The sequence below is a fragment of the Nitrococcus sp. genome (assembly GCF_059432795.1).
On sequence record NZ_JBXWZQ010000196.1, the window covers coordinates 37,373 to 54,082 of the forward strand.

Here is a 16,710-nt window from a genome sequence, read left to right on the forward strand (position 1 = left end):
TCACTTCCTATCCGATGCGTTGAAGATCCGCGAACGAAGCCGCGCTGGGAAGGAGAAAGCCCCCGCCAGCGCCATCGGCCCAGTTGCCGGCAGCGCAAGTCGCCGCTGCCTCCCGCGCTCGTCAAAAAGCTGCAGCGGCGGCACATCCGGGTTGGGCAGCGGCTCGTCGGAGGCAATCACATAGCTCCACAGATGGTAAAAGCTCGGCACCACGATGGCGTAGCTTGCCGCATGGCGGAATTCCGCTTCCAGGGTGGCACGAACCCAGCGGTGACCTTCGACTTGGCTGGCGCTAAGACCGCCCGCCTGAGTCGCGAGCACCGCCCCGTCGTTGAGGTGATCACGCAACTTGGCATAGAACTCGCGGCTATAGAGCGTGGCCGCCGGCGAATGCCGGTCCGAGAAATCGACCAAATCGCCGATAACGACATCGAAGCGCGCGCCGCTCTCGCGCAGGTAGTCGTTGATATCGCGGCATTGCAGATCCAGGCGGGGATCCGCGAACGCCTCCCGGTTCCACTCGCCGAGGTGGCGCCGGCAGAGCTCGACGAACTCCCGGTCGATATCCACCATGACCACCCGCTCGACACTCCGATGCCGCAGCACCTCCCTCGCCGTCGCCCCTTCGCCACCTCCCATGATCAGCACGTCGCGCGGCGCCGGGTGAACAAGTAGCGCCGGATGAACGAGCGCCTCGTGATAGATGGCTTCGTCGGACTCGCAGGACTGGATGTCACCGTCGAGTACGACGCAAATCCCGTGCGCCGGGGAACGGAAAAAGAGGTACTCCTGATAATCCGTCCGCCCCTGAGCGAGCACCTCGACAATCGGGCGGGTCACCCGATCGCCATCATCGCTGTTCTGGCTGTAGCTCAACATGCTCAGAGCACTCCCACGGCGTCCGGCACGCGCCGCAGCTGCAACGTCAGGCGTGGGTCTGTCGGAGGGACTTCATAGCCGTCAGTGAAAAGGTGCCCGATGACGCGGCGGATCAGCTCGCCGTCTACGCCCCCCGGCGAACCGTCACGGTGCAGCGCGAGCAGTGTCATGGGCTGCATCGCCACTGCGCTGCCGTAATGAGGGATTTCATAGTCCAACGCCAGCCGACGAAATCCCAATGACTGGTAAAATCGCGCGGCTCCTGCCTTGGCTTCGACGAACAACCAGGCCGGGGCGGGCCGGCTCCGAAAGCCGCAAACCGCATCGCGCAGTAATCTTTGCCCCAAACCGCGGCCGCGCAGTGGCTCGCGCACGGCCAGAAACGTCAGCACAGCGTAGTTCAGTACCGCGACCTGATCGAGCAGATGGAAGCCGGCAACCGGCTCATCGGCGCAACGCAACACCGTGAGCCGATAGCGCCCACTGCAGACTCGGCTCGCAATCCTGGACAGCGGCTCACGTTCCCAAACCGGAAAGGCTTGCTCGTACAATCGGGTAAACGCCGACCAATCCCGACCGCGGCAGCATGCTACGGCCGCCAGCGTCCCCTCATCACGCATGGCTTTCGTCATTACTTGTTTGCAGCTCCCTCGCTCGGCTCGCCGCTTGCGCTCGAGCTGCGCCGCCTCAGACCACGTCCATCCAAGCGGGTGAAACGATTCGGCATTGAACCACTCTAACCTCACAGCACGACGTACCGACAGTGTACCAAGATCACGTGGCGCGGATTACACGGTTCCCCCTGGGACGCTGATTGATTACACTTGGCCCGGCATTGCGCATCCAGCCTCGGCATTCGCCTCGCCAAGCGCGACGCTACCGGTCTTACTCGTAAACCATCCAACGGACCATGACCTCGAATCTTGTGTCCCTGTTGACACCGCAGTTACCGGACAAACCGGGGCAACGCCTGGATTGGTACGATCTGCCCGGCGCCGCGCCGGCACTGGCCATCGCCAATGCGGCCGGGCCGAATCTGACGCTGGTTGCCACGGCGAGCTCGCAATTGGCGCAGCAACTGGAAACGGAGCTGCGCTTCTTCGGCGGGGAATCGCTCGATGTGCAGATCATGCCGGATTGGGAGACCCTCCCATACGACGTATTCTCGCCGCATCAGGATATCGTCTCGCAACGCCTGCTCACGCTTTACCGCCTGCCCGCCGTACGACGCTCGGTGCTCATTGTCCCCGTCGCGACGTTGATCCAGCGCATCGCCCCGGCGAACTACTTGGAGGGGCGCGCCTTTGTTCTTCGCGCCGGCGAGAACATGGTGCTCGATGACATGCGCGCGCGCCTGGAGCGCGCCGGCTACCGGTGCGTCTCCCAGGTCATGGAGCATGGCGAGTTCGCCGCGCGGGGCTCGATCCTGGATTTGTTCCCCATGGGCAGCGATGCGCCTTTTCGAATCGATCTGTTCGACGATGAGATCGACTCCATTCGCACCTTCGATCCGGAAAGCCAGCGCAGCCGCGAGCGCATCGATCACATCGAGTTGCTGCCGGCGCGCGAGTTCCCCACCGACGAGGAGGCGATCACCCGCTTCCGCGGCAATTATCGCCGGCTCTTCGAGGGCGATCCCACCGCCGGCCTGATTTACCGGGAAGTGAGCGCCGGGCGCCTGCCCAACGGCATCGAGTACTACTTGCCGCTGTTTTTCGACGAGACGGCAACGCTCTTTGACTATCTGCCCAGCGACACGATCACCGTGCTCGTCGGGGAGGTGAGCGCGGAACTCGAAGCGAATTGGCGGCATATTCAGGAACGCTATGAGCAACGCCGCCATGACCGGGAGCGCCCCGTGCTTCCGCCCGGCTCGCTTTATCTCGCGCCCGACGAGCTGCGCGCGCGGCTCAAGCATTTCCGCCGGGTGGGCTGTCATGAGCATGCGCCCGAGGACGGCCGCTCCGGTCGGATCCGATTTGCCGCCACTGCGCTGGGCGACCTGCGCATGGAACCGCAACAGGCCGAACCGCTGGGGCGAGTGAAGCAGTTCGTGCAGGGCTATTCCGGGCGAGTGCTGTTCATTGCCGAATCTGCCGGTCGGCGCGAGGATTTATTGGCCCGCCTGCAAGGCATTGCGATCCAACCTCAGCCCGTCGAAGGCTGGTCCGACTTCCTGAACCAGAAGGCCCGGTTCGCGATTGCCGTCGCCCCGCTCGAGGCCGGCGTGCAGCTCGATGAACCGCCGCTCGCGCTGATTCCGGAGGCGGCCCTGTTTGCCGGCCGGGTCCAGCAACGGCGCCGCCGTCAGCCCGCCGAGCGCGACCCGGAAACGATCATCCGTGATTTGACCGATCTCCACCTCGGCGCGCCGGTGGTACACAAAGACCACGGCGTGGGTCGCTACCGCGGGCTGCAGATCATCGAAGTGGGCGGCTTGGCCACGGAGTTCCTAACGATCGAATACGCCGGCGGCGACAAGCTCTACGCTCCGGTCTCGGCGCTGCACCTGGTCTCGCGTTATACGGGGATGGATCCCGAGAACGCACCACTGCACCGCCTCGGTGGAGAACAATGGGAGCGGGCGCGCCGACGCGCCGCGGAACGCGCCCGTGACGTCGCCGCCGAGCTGCTGGAAATCTATGCCCGACGGGCCGCGGCGCAAGGACACGCCTTCCACTGCCCCCGTCACGAATATGAGGCCTTCTCCAGCCAGTTTCCCTTCGAGGAGACCCCTGATCAGCAGCAAGCCATCGACGCCGTGCTCGGCGACCTGGAATCAAGCCAGCCCATGGATCGCGTCGTCTGCGGCGATGTCGGCTTCGGCAAAACCGAAGTGGCGATGCGCGCCGCGTTCATGGGCGTGCAGGACGGTCGCCAAGTCGCGGTGTTGGTTCCCACCACCCTCCTTGCTCAGCAGCACTACCGCAACTTCCGTGACCGCTTCGCCGACTGGCCCGTACGGATCGAACAGCTCTCGCGCTTTCGCAATCACAAAGAACAAGCGGCCGCACTGCAGGACCTGGCGGCAGGCAAGGTGGACATCGTCATAGGCACCCACAAGCTGCTGCAGGACAGCGTGCGTTTTAAAAACCTGGGCTTGCTGATCATCGATGAGGAGCATCGCTTCGGGGTCCGGCAAAAGGAGAAGCTAAAGAGCCTGCGGGCGAACGTGGACGTGCTCATGCTGACCGCGACGCCGATTCCGCGAACCCTGAACATGGCGCTTTCGGGAATCCGTGACTTGTCGATCATCGCAACGCCCCCGGCACGTCGGCTCGCCGTCAAGACATCCGTCACGCAATGGAACGACGCGCTGATACAGGAAGCCTGCCTGCGCGAGCTGCATCGCGGCGGTCAGGTCTACTTCCTGCACAACGAGATCCGCAGCATTGAGCGCATCGCGCGTCAGATCAGCGACCTGATCCCCGACGCCCGTGTGCGCATCGCCCACGGTCAGATGCGCGAGAGCCAGCTCGAACGCGTTATGTCGGATTTTTACCATCAACGATTCAACGTGCTGGTCTGTACGACCATTATCGAAAGCGGCATCGACGTCCCCAGCGCGAACACGATCATTATCAACCGCGCCGATCGCCTGGGGCTGGCGCGACTCTACCAGCTGCGCGGTCGGGTCGGGCGCTCCCATCATCGCGCCTACGCCTACCTCATCGCCCCGCCGCAGAGCTTGATGACTCCGGACGCAGTCAAGCGCCTGGAAGCCATTGCCTCGCTGGAGGATCTCGGCGTCGGCTTTTCCCTCGCCAGCCATGATTTGGAAATCCGGGGTGCCGGCGAACTGCTCGGCGATGAGCAAAGCGGCCAGATTCAGGAGGTCGGGTTTGCTCTTTATGCCGAGCTGCTGGAACGTGCCGTGCGAAGCCTACGTGCCGGGCGCGAGCCCGTGCTCGATAGCCAGAGCGGAGGCACTCCCGAGGTGGATCTGCGCATCCCCGCGCTGCTGCCGGAGGATTACCTGCCGGATATTCATGCCCGGCTGGTGATGTACAAACGCATCGCCAGCGCACGGAGCGAGGAGGCGCTGCGGGAGTTGCAAGTGGAGATGATCGATCGTTTCGGTCTTTTCCCCCAGCCGGTCAAAAATCTGTTTCGCCAAGCTGAGATCAGGCTGCGTGCCGAGCGCATCGGAATCATCAAGGTCGAGGCTGGCCCGCGGGGTGGGGCCTTGGTCTTCGGCGCGCAGCCCGATGTCAGCCCGGCAACACTCGTCCGGCTGATCCATGAAAATCCTAAGACTTATCGCCTCGAAGGCCAGGAACGATTGCAGTTCCGTGAGCCGATGGAAGACGCCGAACAGCGGATCACGATCGTCACGAAGCTCCTGGACACGCTGGCGGAGCGGGAAGCCGCCTAAGCCTATGGATCACCCACGCCATCTCATCCACCGCTTCGCGGCAACGCTCGCACTAGGCCTCGTCGTGGTCTGCGCCCCAGCCAGCGCGCAGAATGCGTACGCCGTGGAGGTGGTCATCTTCCGCCATTGGGAAGCCCCAGGCGACGATGCGGAGTTTTGGCCCGACCGCCCACCGCCGATCGTGCGTCTCGCAACGCAACGCCTGATCACGCTGGGCCCGCCCACAGTCGACGATCGCGATACTTCGGCATTCAGCCGACTGCCGGATGCGAAGCTGCATCTCGCCGGAATCCATGAACGCCTGACGGACTCCTCGGATTACGAGGTCCTACTGCACATCGGCTGGCGGCAACCGGCTTCGCAAGCCGACCGCTCCGCTGCGATCCTGCTGCCGCTGAATGGGTCCCAACCCCCGTCGGCTGCGGTGGAAACCAGCGCCTCAAAGACACCCTCGAGCCAATCCCCGTTCGATCATCTGCCGCAAGGCACTCGGCTCTGGGGAACGTTGCGACTGGTCCAAAAACGCTATCTGCACTTTGAGGCGGATTTGCGCTATCGCCGCGACGGCATCGGCGGGGCAGCCGCGGAGGAAGCGGCGCAGGTCTATTCAATGACCCAAAGCCGCCGCATGCGCCCGGGAGAGATCCACTATCTCGACCATCCCGTGCTCGGTCTCATGGTACAGGCACGGAAGCTAAATCCGGAGCGCGATCTCAAACACAATTGAGCGGCGAGCGCATCGCTGGAGAAGCGGGCGAGCCAATCGCCTGGACGGGGCGTGCGTGGCTGACTCGTAAGTATTCAACAGCCACCGCGATCGTTGATCCAGCGTAGGTATCGCCGCCGGCTGCCGCGCGTCACAGCCTGTGGATCAGCTCGGTCAGCAGTCGGCGCACGTGCCCCATTCCCGTGCGCAAGGTGCTCTCGATCTCCGCCATCTCGACCACCTTCTGCCCGTGCAGCCCCGCCCCCCAATTCGCCACGACCGCGCAGGTCGCATAGGGAAGCTCCAATTCCCGCGCCAGTGCCACCTCCGGCATACCCGTCATGCCGACCATCGAGCAACCGTCGCGCGCCATGCGACGAATCTCGGCAGCGGTCTCCAGCCGCGGACCCTGTGTCGCTCCGTAAGTCCCCCGCTCCACTGCTTCGATTCCCACAACGCGTGCGGATTCGACCAGCAACGCGCGCAGTCCGGCGTCGTAGGGCTGCGTGAAATCGACGTGTACGACCTGCGCGAGGTTCTCGCCGAAAAACGTATGATCCCGGCAATAAGTGTAATCGATGATCTGATCGGGAAATACCAGCCGCCCCGGGGCCATATCCTCGGCAATGCCTCCAACGGCCGCAACGGCCAGGACCCAGCTGGCGTTCAGGCGTTTGAGCGCCCATATATTGGCGCGATAATTGACCTTATGGGGAGGAATGGTGTGGCCGGAGCCATGGCGGGCGAGAAACATGACCGGTTTACCGTCCAGCACGCCGTGGGTGATGGGCCCCGAAGGCTCGCCATAGGGCGTGTGCACCATTTCACGGCGTTCGATCTCCAGCCCATTGAGAGAAGTCAACCCCGTCCCGCCGATGATGGCAAGCGTCATACACGGGCTCCTTGCGCTGTGATGGGAAGCAGGAGGCGACACTTCCGGCCCGACAGACGACGGCTCAGTCCTCGAGTTCCCGCTTGACGGCGTAAATTCCGGTCAGGTTCCGAAAATAGCCCTTGTAGTCCATGCCGGCACCGAATACGTACCGGTCATCGACATTCAAGCCGTAGAAATTGGCCTCGAACCCTTCGAATCGACGGTCATGGCGCTTGTTCACCAACACGGCTGCGAGCACCTCGTGCGCGCCGGCTTCATAGCATTCGTCAATGATTCCGGCCAAAGTGCGCCCCTCATCGAGAATATCATCGACGACGAGCACCGTACGCTCGCGCAATGACGTCTGCGGCCGCGCGAGCCAGACCAGATCCGAGCCGCGGGTCGAGCGGTGGTAGCGGGTTGCGTGAATGTAATCCACTTCCAGCGGAAATTGCAGGCGCGGCAACAGCTTGCCGAGTGGGACGAGCGCACCGATCATCACCCCGAGAATCACCGGCATGGATCCGCCGAGCTCCGCTTCGATTCCTTCGGCCATGTGGTCGAGCGCCCGCTCGACGTCTGCCTCGGTATGAATCCGGTCAGCGGTCCGGAGCACCTCATCCAGGCGCGAAGGGGTCACCTGCTGCTGCGTCGCCATTTAACCGTCCCGCTGTTCAGTAGGAAAGTGCAACTGTATCGTCGTCCATGGCCTCGCTGATGACATAGGCGCCGCCCACCGTCTCGCTGATTTCAGGGATCAAATCACTGCCCCACATATCGATCGTGGTGGATGAGACTTTGAATACCACTCCCGCGGTATCCGCCTCACGAATCAAATCGTAGACGGTCTTGTCCGCACTCTGGTGGATGCGCAGATGTTCGGCCACGCCACGCAAGGCAAGTCGTCCGGAGATTCCGCTGAAAACGACCTCCACATCATACTCCATCGTTGCAGCGACCGCCGCCTGCAGTACCGGTGCCCCGAGCTCAGGGCCGTTCGTCGGGTCGGTATTCACCATGATTATGAGCAGCTTATTTGCCACCGAGGCTTCCCCCAACGCTTACGCCCTGGCCAAAAGAGCCAGAATTATAGGTGTCGCGTTGCTGGGAAACCACCCCCCGTGACGCGGTCCCCACCGCCGTTTGCTCCGAGGCGCGTGTGGACCGCCTGAGGCCAGTCGCGGCCGCCGCTGCCCTTATTGCGGCGAGTCTTCGCAAAGCCGCAGCGCCAGTGTCACCGCCGAACGCCGACGCGGGCCGCGTTCCCGCGCTAGGGTATCGTCTCGTTGCTTACCACGCAGGCCGGCCAGGCGCGCGGAGGAATCCGCACGCTCGATATTCGGAATGCGCTCCAGGAGGTCTGCCGCGGCGTCCACCGCGTTGCCGAGCAACAACAAATCACAACCCGAGGCGAGAGCCGCGCTGACGCGCTGGTGCACATCGCCCTCGCCAGCCGCGGCCTCCATGCCCAGATCGTCACTGACAACGGCCCCCGCGAAACCGAGCCTTGTTCGCAGCACATCGCCTATCCAAAAGCGGGAGAAGGTGGCTGGCCGCTGGTCCACCCGTGGATAGCATACGTGGGCCGTCATGACTCCTTCCAATCCGGCCGCGATCAGCCGGTCGAATGGGACTAGATCCTCCCTGACAATGGCCTCCAGGGAACGCTCGTCCACGGGTAACTCATGGTGGGAATCGGCAACGACGGCCCCGTGACCGGGGAAGTGCTTGCCAACCGCAGCCATCCCAGCCTCGCGCATCCCTCGTATCCAGCCAAGCGCAAGCTCCGAGACCGCTTGCGGGCAATGGTGAAACGCCCGATCGCCGATCACCTGGCTCACCCCACGCTCGACATCGAGCACGGGAGCAAAACTCAAATCGACGCCGCTGGCGCGAAGCTCCACAGCCATCAGCCAGCCAAGCGATTCGGCGGCGGCAACCGCCTCAGCGCGGTTTTGCTCGTAGAGCCTGCCGAGACGGCCGGCCCCCGGCAGCGCCGTGAATCCGTTGCGAAAGCGCTGAACACGGCCACCTTCCTGGTCGACCGCAACAAGCAACGGCGGGCGGCGGATCGCGTGAATGGCCTCGGTAAGCTGGCTCAATTGTTCCCGGCAGGCGTAGTTGCGGGTGAACAAAAGCACGCCGCCAATGCGGGGATCACCCAGCAGCTCGCGCTCCTCCGGGCTCAGCGAGAGACCGCGAATACCGACCATCACAGGCCCCAAGGGCATGATGTTCCTAGCGCTCAGCGTATAATCCTTATGAAGAGTGACACGCAAGTCATTGCATTAGCTCATTTTGACGTGAGTGCTTGGCAGCCGGCGTGCGAGCACCCGCGCGGCTGTGGCGGTGGGGTGAGGCCATGCAAACCCTGCGCTCCGACATCGCGCAATCCGGGCAGCGAGTGATGCAACGATCGGTGAACGGATTAGCGCTCAGACGACTTTGAGCCGCGGTCGCCTGCCGATGAGCTGAAGGCCGACCACAACCCGTACGCCGCGGGCATCCCGCTCCTGCGGATAGCCGTAATACTCCAACCGCTCGAGAAATGCTTCGCACCCGACAGCACGATCGTTGTTCTCGGTCCGCGTCCAATCCTTGTAAGCATCGTAGAACACCTCGGCCGGGGTCCGCCTGGTGGCAGACCGGCGGCACTGGGTCTCGATGAACTGGGCGATCTGATCCAACGCCGCCTGCTGCTGAGTGGCATCCAATCGCGTCTGCTCGGAGGCCTCGTCAACCAGCGCGAGATCGACGGCAACCCGGCCTTCCGGGCACGGGTAGCACTTTGCACCGTGCTTGGCCACGAGTTGGTCAAAAATACCGCGACTGAGCGGGCGATCTATACCCTCGCTCTGCGACCACTGCTGATACGCTTCCCAAAGCTCTGGCAACGGTGTTCTGGCATGTTGGGACAGATAGCACTGAGTCTCGATGAACCGGATCACCGGGCTGACGGCATCGGCAATGAAGTCGTGCACGCATGGGAGCCATGAGATGGGCTTGGCTCCACTGGACGGCGGTTCATGAACAAACGCCGCCCCAGCCTCGGTGGGCGCCCAGCCAGACTGCCCGGCACGTCGTTCCTGGAGCTCGGCCTCGACCAGGATTTCATTCACCTGCCGAGGGGTCAGACCGTAAGGTTTGCCGAGCTCCGTAGGTGAAACGCCACCAGGATTCTCTTGGGTTGGCATAATGCTATTCCCTCCTGAGTTTCCGCCCACCCGGGGCCGGAAAAGCTCGACCTCAGTCCAATAGGCCACCGTAATCGGAACGAATCATTGAGCCTGCGCAAGCGGTAGTGATCCGCCGCTTGCCTGTTCATTTTGACCTTCTCTCTATACAGGATGCTGAATGCGCATCAAGATAACATGTTGAACCAACAACTAGCCTTCGATCAAAACCCGCGTGCCCGGCGTTACAAGCTCGAAAAGTTCAACGATGTCAGCGCCTTGCATTCTAATGCAACCTTTGGAGACCGGCGACCCCAAAGCCGAATCGGGCGCTGCGCCATGGATATAGATAAAGCGGCGCATCGTGTCCACCTCCCCCAAGCGGTTGAAGCCGGGTTCGAGACCGCTTAGCCAAAGAATCCGGGTCAGGATCCAGTCGCGCTTGGGGTGGCGCACGGCCAGTTCACGGGTATAAATCTCGCCCGTTGGCCGGCGGCCGACGAATACGGCGCCCAGCGGCTGGTTTGCCCCGATCCGGGCGCGGACCGCATGCCAACCCCGCGGGGTACAACCACTGCCGTTGCGCTCACCCACCCCGTTCCGCGCGCTTGATATGGAGTAGCTGCATAGCCGTTGACTTGCGCGGTAAAGATGAAGCTGCTGGGTACCGATCTCGACACGGACCCAGCGCGCGTCACCCTTAAAACCCGGCTCGCTCCGCCTCTGTCCAGTCACGATACGGATAGTCCACCAGGTTGACGTTGTAGTAGCGCAGCAGATGGGATACTTCGTGGCCGGCCCAGGCAGGAACCGTGAAATGCTCCTCAGGGTGATTCAGCTCGACCTCAGCGACGACCAGCCCCGCGTTGTTGCCTTCAAAGCAGTCCACCTCCCAGACGTGAACTCCCACGCGGACCCTGTAGCGCACCTTTTCGATCAATGGCTTGTGGCAGAGCTCTGCAAGCATTTCGTGACCGTCGCGGGCCGGGATCGCGTAATCATATTCCCGACGGGAGACGCTCATCGTAGCGCTTTTGATGTTGAGCCAAGCCTGTTCTCCGGCGATGCGTACACGTACGCTGCAGGTGCTGCAGCCGATGAGGTAGCCTTGTTTGTAGGTCACCCCATCGTCGGACTCGCGCCGCCAGTCGTCGGAAACCACCAAGAACTTGCGCTCAATCTCCGTGGCCACTGACACCTCCCTATTGCGCGATCGGCAACTCAGCCTATTCTAACCGGTACACGCGAAAGTGCAGCCCGCCCGGTTCGCGAGGCGCGAGCAACGAAGACCCCGCATCGGGCGGATTCCCGGGTACCCCTACCGGGCGCACCGAGGCGGGGCGCTGGTTGTTCGCATGAAATAAGTAAGGCCTTTGACAAGCCAAGCGCTGCAATCGCCATGGGTTTGCGGAAAGACCGGGTTTGCGGAAAGACCGAACGCCGGCAGGCGCTCGTGGCGAGCGTACTATGGCTATGCCAAACGGTGGGTGATGCGTATCGTGAGCGCGCCCGGCGCGGGAATTTGCATTGTTCTCGCGCCGCGCAGCCAGGATCACCGGCTGGAAGTGAGGACATGAACCCCACCGATTGGATAGACGTCTCGGTTCCTGTCCACGACGGGATGGTGCACTGGCCGGGTGATCCGGACGTGCGGGTGCGCCGATCACACGCTATTGAGCGCGGCGACCCGGTCAATCTGATGCAGCTCTCGATGAGCGCGCATACCGGCACGCACATGGATGCACCCGTCCACTACCTCCCCGGCGCATCCACCATGGATGCGCTTCCGTTTGCGGCGACCATTGGGCGAGCGCGAGTGGTGGTGCTCGACACGCCGGGCCCGATTTCGCCGCACTTGCTGGAATCCGCCGACATCCAAGCCGGCGAACGGCTGCTGCTCAAAACGCGCAATTCGGACCATCCCTGGCCCCGGCGCGAGTTCGCTGCCGATTTCACGGCATTGAGCGCTGCCGCGGCGCGCTGGCTCGCCGAGCGACGGATACGGCTGCTCGGTATCGATTACTTGTCAGTGGGTCCCTGCAACGAGGAGGGTGACGAAGTGCATCGTGCGCTATTGGCCGCCGGCATATGGATTATCGAAGGCCTCGATTTGCGCCCGGTAAAAGCCGGCCTCTATGAGCTTCTTTGCCTGCCGCTTCGCCTTGCCGGCGCCGACGGCGCGCCGGCGCGCGCCCTGCTTCGCCCCTTAGCATCGAATCGGGAAGAAGGCGCACGGGGCTGAATCGCGGCCGGCATCAGGACCACAACGCTCCCGCGAGGCAACGTTAGCGGCCAGCGCACAGCGAAGCAACGCGCCCGGCGCAGGTGGCGTCGCCTCGCTCCTTTGCCTCCACCGAGCGTGGAAATGGCGTGATCCGTCGCCGCGCAGGCGGGACGCTCGGCGCTCACAGTTGGTATGATGCAATCGGCCTCGGCGCCTGCCTCGCGGCCCGCGCTCGAACGCGCGGGCAAATGGCCAAAGGGCAGGAGGGCCGCCAGGCCAACGCCTATTTATAACCGAAGGAGTCGCCTGACGATGAAGAAGCTCGTCTTGCTCAGGCACGGCCAGAGTACCTGGAACCTGGAGAACCGCTTCACTGGCTGGCAAGACGTCGATCTGAGCGAGCAAGGCCGGGAAGAAGCATACGAGGCCGGACGGTTACTTGCCGGTCATGATTTCCGCTTCGACTGGGTATACACCTCCGTTCTCAAGCGGGCGATTCGCACGACCTGGATTACGCTCGACGCACTGGATCAGATGTGGGCACCCATCACCAACGACTGGCGGCTCAATGAACGGCACTACGGAGCGCTCACCGGCCTCAATAAGGCCGAAACCGCCGCGGAATACGGCAGCGAGCAGGTTCACGTCTGGCGGCGCAGCTACGCCACTCCACCGCCACCGATGACCGAGGACGACCCACGCCACCCCCGCTTCGAGCCGCGTTATGCAGGGCTGCGCCCGAAAGTGCTGCCTTCGACCGAATCGTTGAAAAGTACTCTGGAGCGGGTGCTCCCGTATTGGCAGGGCAGCATCATACCGCGCCTGCGGGAGAACAAGACCCTGCTCGTCTCCGCCCACGGCAACAGCCTGCGTGCCCTGATCAAACACCTCGACACGGTCAGCGACGAGGCGATCCCCGGGGTGGAAATCCCCACGGGCGAGCCGCTCGTCTATGAGCTCCGGGACGATCTGAGCGTGCTGCAAAGCTATTATCTTCGCGAGTGCGTATGATGGGGCGATGCGCCGCGGGTAGCGGCGAGACGCGCTTGACCACGCGGCAGGGGGCGACTAAGTTCACGTTGGATTTGAGCCGGAAACCGCAACCATGACTGAAAACCGCCGCATCGCCGTCATCACGGGCGCCAACCGCGGGCTGGGTCTGGAAACCGCACGACAGTTGGCGCGGCGCGGCTATAAGGCCGTGCTCACCAGCCGCGATGCCGTACAGGGAAAAGCGGCGGCCGACAAGCTCCAGGGCGAGGCCCTGGGCGTTGGCTACCACCCACTCGATGTCACTCGCGCCGATAGCGTGCAGCGCCTCACCGAGTTCCTGGACAACGCGTTCGGGCGGCTCGATATACTGATCAACAATGCCGGCATTTTCCCGGAACAGGCGCTCGCGCAGGGCGCTCGCGGCGCGCCGAGCGTGCTCGAAATGCCTCTGGAATCGCTGCGCGAGAACCTTCAGACCAATACGCTCGGCGCGCTGCGTCTGATCCAGACATTTGTGCCCATAATGCGCCGTCGTGACTACGGGCGCATCGTCAACATCTCCTCCGGCTACGGCCAACTCGCACGCATGGAGCGCGGCTTCCCCGCCTATCGCCTATCCAAGGCGATGCTCAATGTCGTCACCTGCCTGGTCGCGGCGGAACTGGAGTCCGAGAACATCAAGGTCAACTCGGTAGACCCCGGCTGGGTGCGCACTCGCATGGGAGGCGCACAAGCGACGTACAGCCCGGCTGAAGCGGCCGAATGGGTGGTCGAAGCGGCAACGCTGGGCGACGACGGGCCAAGCGGCGCATTTCTGAAACACGGCCAGCCCACCGACTGGTAACGATGGTCATGGGCGAATCATGCCGGCTATGATCCGGTTGTTGCTGGCTTTGCTACTCCTCGGGGTGGGCACGCCGCTTGCCGTCATTGCCTACAATCACCCGCCGTTGCGCTCGAGCCCGGGGCCGTTGGCCCGCTTGCACACCTACCTCACCCGCCATGTCGTGCAGACCGAGGCCGATTCGGCCTATCCCGAACGAAGACTGCAGGTTTACCCCCACCCCGCGCAAGCCGTGCTCGAAGCCGCCGTTGCCGCCGCACGCGCCAACGGCTGGGAGATACGCCGCATCGATCCCGGGAATCATTACCTGCACGCGGTGGCGATGACACCGTTGTGGCGTTTCAAAGACGATGTCGAGGTTTGGGTAAAAACGACCGAAAACGCTGATAGCGCGCTGCGCTTGCGCTCGGCGTCGCGTATAGGGGCGGCGGATTTCGGTGCCAACACCGCGCGCATCGTGCGCCTACGACAGCAAATCGAGCAGCGGCTCTGATTGTCACCACGCATCGCGCGATTGCTGAAAAGCACGAATTGCGAAAGGCAGGGTCGCGCAGCGACGAGCCGGGGTGATGGCATGGCTGTTATAATTCGTTGCGGCAAACGCCGATTCAGCCCCGCGGCCGGCGTTTGCAGCGCCTTCGAGCCGACCGCGCACGCCGCCGGGATCGAGAGGTGGACATGAGCGTGGATGCCCCGATTCTCAGACAACCCACGGCGCGGGATCTCCAGCACAGCAACATAGCGCGGTACCAAAACTGGCTCACGGCGCAGGGTCATGGGCCATTCCAGAGTTATCAAGAACTCCATGAATGGTCTGTGCGCGATCTCGAGCGATTCTGGGAGAGCATCTGGGATTTTACCGGCGTGCTCGCAAGCCAGCGCCATAGCCGCGTGCTCGGCGAGCGGCATATGCCCGGCACCGAGTGGTTCCCCGGAGCAAAGCTCAATTTCGCTGAAAATCTCCTGCGCGAGGCGCTGTACGGCGACCCGGGCAGACCCGCGATTACGGCCCTCTCCGAATCCCGCTCCCGGCGACAATTGACCTATGGCGAGTTGTCTGGCGAGGTCGGTGCCTTTCAGAGCTTTCTGCGGGCGCAAGGGGTAAAAACGGGCGACCGCGTCGCTGGCATCGTCGCCAACACGCCAGAGGCGCTGATTGCGATGCTCGCCACGGCCGCGCTCGGGGCCATCTGGTCGTCGGTCTCGCCGGAATTTGGCGTCAACGCTATTCTGGACCGCTTCGGTCAGATCGAGCCAAAACTCCTGATAGCGGACAACGGCTATGTTCACGGTGGCAAGGCATTCGTCCGCCTCGACCAGGTGCGCGCCCTGCAGCGGCGGATGCCTTCGGTCACGGCCGTCGTTCTCATCGACAACCTATCCGGTCCGCCCTTTCCGGAAGAGCCGCAATTCCTGCGCTGGGACGACGCGCTGGCCGAGGGACGGGGGCATCGGCCGACTTTCGAGCAGCTGCCTTTCGCTCATCCGCTCTACATCCTCTACTCCTCCGGCACCACCGGGGTACCGAAATGCCTCGTCCACGGCGCCGGCGGCACCCTGCTGCAGCATAGCAAGGAGCTGATACTCCACGCTGACATTGGCTCAGGGGAGACGTTTTTCTATTACACGACCACGGGTTGGATGATGTGGAACTGGCTCGTCTCCGGACTACTGACGGGGGCGGAATTGATCCTCTTCGACGGCTCGCCGGCCTACCCCAGCCTGGATGTCCTCTGGGCGCTGGCCGAGCGCGAGCGCATAACGCATTTCGGCACCAGCGCCAAATTTCTCGGCAGTTGCCGTAATGCTGGTCAGAGACCGGGCCAAGCACACGAGCTCGAGCGGCTTCGAGTGATTTTTTCCACCGGCTCACCCTTGCTCCACGAGGATTTCGACTACGCTTATCGAGCCATCAAAACCGATGTGCTGCTCGGCTCGATCGCCGGAGGAACCGATATCGTCTCCTGCTTCGTGGGCACGAGCCCGACCCTGCCGGTTCGCCGCGGCGAGATCCAATGCAAGATGCTTGGTATGGACGTCAAAGCCTTCGACTCGAATGGGCATGAAATCGTGGGCGAACCAGGGGAGCTCGTCTGCACTCAACCGGCGCCGAGCATGCCAATCGGATTCTGGAACGATCCGGGCATGACGCGCTATCGTAAGGCCTATTTCGACACGTACCCCGGTGTCTGGGCCCATGGCGATTACATTACCTTCTATGCGCACGGGGGCTCGACGATTCACGGCCGCTCCGATGCCACGCTCAACCCTGGCGGCGTGCGTATCGGAACCGCGGAGATTTACCGGCCGGTGGAGACGATTCCGGAGATCGCAGACAGCCTCGTGGTAGGGCAACCTTGGCGGGAGGACATTCGGGTAGTCCTGATGGTCGTGCTCAATGAAGGCCACGAGCTCACCGACGCGCTGCGCGACAAGATACGCCAACGCATCTCCGAATGGGCCAGTCCGCGCCACGTACCGGCAAAGATCGTCCAGCTCGATGAGATTCCCTATACACGCAGTGGCAAGAAGGTCGAGCTCGCCGTCGCCAAGCTGTTGAGCGGCGACCCGATCGTCAATCGGGACGCACTCGCCAACCCCGGCTCGCTCGATAAGATCGCCACCATCAAGGAGCTGTTTTA

At 63.1% G+C, this 16,710-nt stretch carries 16 protein-coding genes; 7 read left to right on the plus strand and 9 right to left on the minus strand.

Annotated elements, in window-relative coordinates:
* Both AC52Q4_RS13480 and AC52Q4_RS13485 read right to left on the minus strand, forming a co-directional pair.
* Complete coding sequence (locus AC52Q4_RS13480; protein WP_495537314.1) at nt 1-879, minus strand: spermine/spermidine synthase domain-containing protein; 879 nt, start codon at nt 877-879, stop codon at nt 1-3.
* Nucleotides 880-881: 2 nt separating this feature from the next.
* Nucleotides 882-1,511 carry a GNAT family N-acetyltransferase gene (locus AC52Q4_RS13485; RefSeq protein WP_495537315.1) on the minus strand — a complete coding sequence of 210 codons (630 nt, stop codon included), beginning with the start codon at nt 1,509-1,511 and terminating at the stop codon, nt 882-884.
* Nucleotides 1,512-1,789: 278 nt separating this feature from the next.
* Between AC52Q4_RS13485 and mfd the strand changes: the two genes are divergently transcribed.
* Nucleotides 1,790-5,254: a transcription-repair coupling factor gene (gene mfd / locus AC52Q4_RS13490; RefSeq protein ID WP_495537316.1), complete on the plus strand. Its 3,465-nt coding sequence runs from the start codon at nt 1,790-1,792 to the stop codon at nt 5,252-5,254.
* A gap of 4 nt (nt 5,255-5,258) precedes the next feature.
* Nucleotides 5,259-5,981 (plus strand): CsiV family protein, encoded by a 723-nt coding sequence (locus AC52Q4_RS13495; protein ID WP_495537317.1) that lies wholly within the window; start codon nt 5,259-5,261, stop codon nt 5,979-5,981.
* Between the two features lie 130 nt (nt 5,982-6,111).
* On the opposite strand, the gene AC52Q4_RS13500 is transcribed toward AC52Q4_RS13495, so the two are convergent.
* The 7 genes from AC52Q4_RS13500 to AC52Q4_RS13530 form a co-directional block, all read right to left on the minus strand.
* Entirely contained in the window at nt 6,112-6,852 is a 741-nt protein-coding gene (locus AC52Q4_RS13500) for an S-methyl-5'-thioinosine phosphorylase (protein WP_495537318.1), read from the minus strand.
* Nucleotides 6,853-6,916: 64 nt separating this feature from the next.
* Nucleotides 6,917-7,492 carry a hypoxanthine-guanine phosphoribosyltransferase gene (locus AC52Q4_RS13505; protein WP_495537319.1) on the minus strand — a complete coding sequence of 192 codons (576 nt, stop codon included), beginning with the start codon at nt 7,490-7,492 and terminating at the stop codon, nt 6,917-6,919.
* Nucleotides 7,493-7,508: 16 nt separating this feature from the next.
* Nucleotides 7,509-7,877 carry a DsrE family protein gene (locus AC52Q4_RS13510; protein ID WP_495537320.1) on the minus strand — a complete coding sequence of 123 codons (369 nt, stop codon included), beginning with the start codon at nt 7,875-7,877 and terminating at the stop codon, nt 7,509-7,511.
* Nucleotides 7,878-8,030: 153 nt separating this feature from the next.
* Nucleotides 8,031-9,047, minus strand: coding sequence for a beta-N-acetylhexosaminidase (gene nagZ / locus AC52Q4_RS13515; RefSeq protein ID WP_495537321.1), 1,017 nt, complete (start codon nt 9,045-9,047; stop codon nt 8,031-8,033).
* 222 nt (nt 9,048-9,269) lie between these two features.
* Nucleotides 9,270-10,028, minus strand: a complete 759-nt coding sequence (locus tag AC52Q4_RS13520; RefSeq protein ID WP_495537322.1) for a hypothetical protein — start codon at nt 10,026-10,028, stop codon at nt 9,270-9,272.
* A 192-nt stretch (nt 10,029-10,220) separates the two neighbouring features.
* Nucleotides 10,221-10,742 carry a L,D-transpeptidase family protein gene (locus tag AC52Q4_RS13525; protein WP_495537323.1) on the minus strand — a complete coding sequence of 174 codons (522 nt, stop codon included), beginning with the start codon at nt 10,740-10,742 and terminating at the stop codon, nt 10,221-10,223.
* Entirely contained in the window at nt 10,708-11,199 is a 492-nt protein-coding gene (locus AC52Q4_RS13530) for a CYTH domain-containing protein (protein WP_495537324.1), read from the minus strand. The genes AC52Q4_RS13525 and AC52Q4_RS13530 overlap by 35 nt, the downstream gene beginning before the upstream one ends.
* A gap of 381 nt (nt 11,200-11,580) precedes the next feature.
* Between AC52Q4_RS13530 and AC52Q4_RS13535 the strand changes: the two genes are divergently transcribed.
* The 5 genes from AC52Q4_RS13535 to AC52Q4_RS13555 form a co-directional block, all read left to right on the plus strand.
* A complete protein-coding gene (locus AC52Q4_RS13535; protein ID WP_495537325.1) occupies nt 11,581-12,249 on the plus strand; it encodes a cyclase family protein in 669 nt (222 codons plus the stop codon).
* A gap of 294 nt (nt 12,250-12,543) precedes the next feature.
* Entirely contained in the window at nt 12,544-13,242 is a 699-nt protein-coding gene (gene gpmA / locus AC52Q4_RS13540; RefSeq protein WP_495537326.1) for a 2,3-diphosphoglycerate-dependent phosphoglycerate mutase, read from the plus strand.
* A gap of 94 nt (nt 13,243-13,336) precedes the next feature.
* The gene (locus AC52Q4_RS13545; RefSeq protein WP_495537327.1) at nt 13,337-14,068 is read left to right on the plus strand and encodes an SDR family NAD(P)-dependent oxidoreductase; all 732 of its coding nucleotides are present in this window, start codon (nt 13,337-13,339) and stop codon (nt 14,066-14,068) included.
* Between the two features lie 19 nt (nt 14,069-14,087).
* Nucleotides 14,088-14,561: a DUF1499 domain-containing protein gene (locus AC52Q4_RS13550; protein WP_495537328.1), complete on the plus strand. Its 474-nt coding sequence runs from the start codon at nt 14,088-14,090 to the stop codon at nt 14,559-14,561.
* A 185-nt stretch (nt 14,562-14,746) separates the two neighbouring features.
* Nucleotides 14,747-16,710 (plus strand): acetoacetate--CoA ligase (locus AC52Q4_RS13555; RefSeq protein ID WP_495537329.1); only part of this gene is annotated, 1,964 nt, incomplete at its 3' end.

Excerpts from the sequence above, each read along its gene's own strand:
- mfd (WP_495537316.1), top strand. The coding sequence starts at position 1,790 with ATGACCTCGAATCTTGTGTCCCTGTTGACACCGCAGTTACCGGACAAA.
- AC52Q4_RS13485 (WP_495537315.1), bottom strand. The coding sequence starts at position 1,511 with ATGACGAAAGCCATGCGTGATGAGGGGACGCTGGCGGCCGTAGCATGC.
- gpmA (WP_495537326.1), top strand. The coding sequence starts at position 12,544 with ATGAAGAAGCTCGTCTTGCTCAGGCACGGCCAGAGTACCTGGAACCTG.
- AC52Q4_RS13545 (WP_495537327.1), top strand. The coding sequence starts at position 13,337 with ATGACTGAAAACCGCCGCATCGCCGTCATCACGGGCGCCAACCGCGGG.
- AC52Q4_RS13505 (WP_495537319.1), bottom strand. The coding sequence starts at position 7,492 with ATGGCGACGCAGCAGCAGGTGACCCCTTCGCGCCTGGATGAGGTGCTC.
- AC52Q4_RS13495 (WP_495537317.1), top strand. The coding sequence starts at position 5,259 with ATGGATCACCCACGCCATCTCATCCACCGCTTCGCGGCAACGCTCGCA.
- AC52Q4_RS13500 (WP_495537318.1), bottom strand. The coding sequence starts at position 6,852 with ATGACGCTTGCCATCATCGGCGGGACGGGGTTGACTTCTCTCAATGGG.
- nagZ (WP_495537321.1), bottom strand. The coding sequence starts at position 9,047 with ATGGTCGGTATTCGCGGTCTCTCGCTGAGCCCGGAGGAGCGCGAGCTG.
- AC52Q4_RS13520 (WP_495537322.1), bottom strand. The coding sequence starts at position 10,028 with ATGCCAACCCAAGAGAATCCTGGTGGCGTTTCACCTACGGAGCTCGGC.
- AC52Q4_RS13480 (WP_495537314.1), bottom strand. The coding sequence starts at position 879 with ATGTTGAGCTACAGCCAGAACAGCGATGATGGCGATCGGGTGACCCGC.
- AC52Q4_RS13535 (WP_495537325.1), top strand. The coding sequence starts at position 11,581 with ATGAACCCCACCGATTGGATAGACGTCTCGGTTCCTGTCCACGACGGG.
- AC52Q4_RS13550 (WP_495537328.1), top strand. The coding sequence starts at position 14,088 with ATGCCGGCTATGATCCGGTTGTTGCTGGCTTTGCTACTCCTCGGGGTG.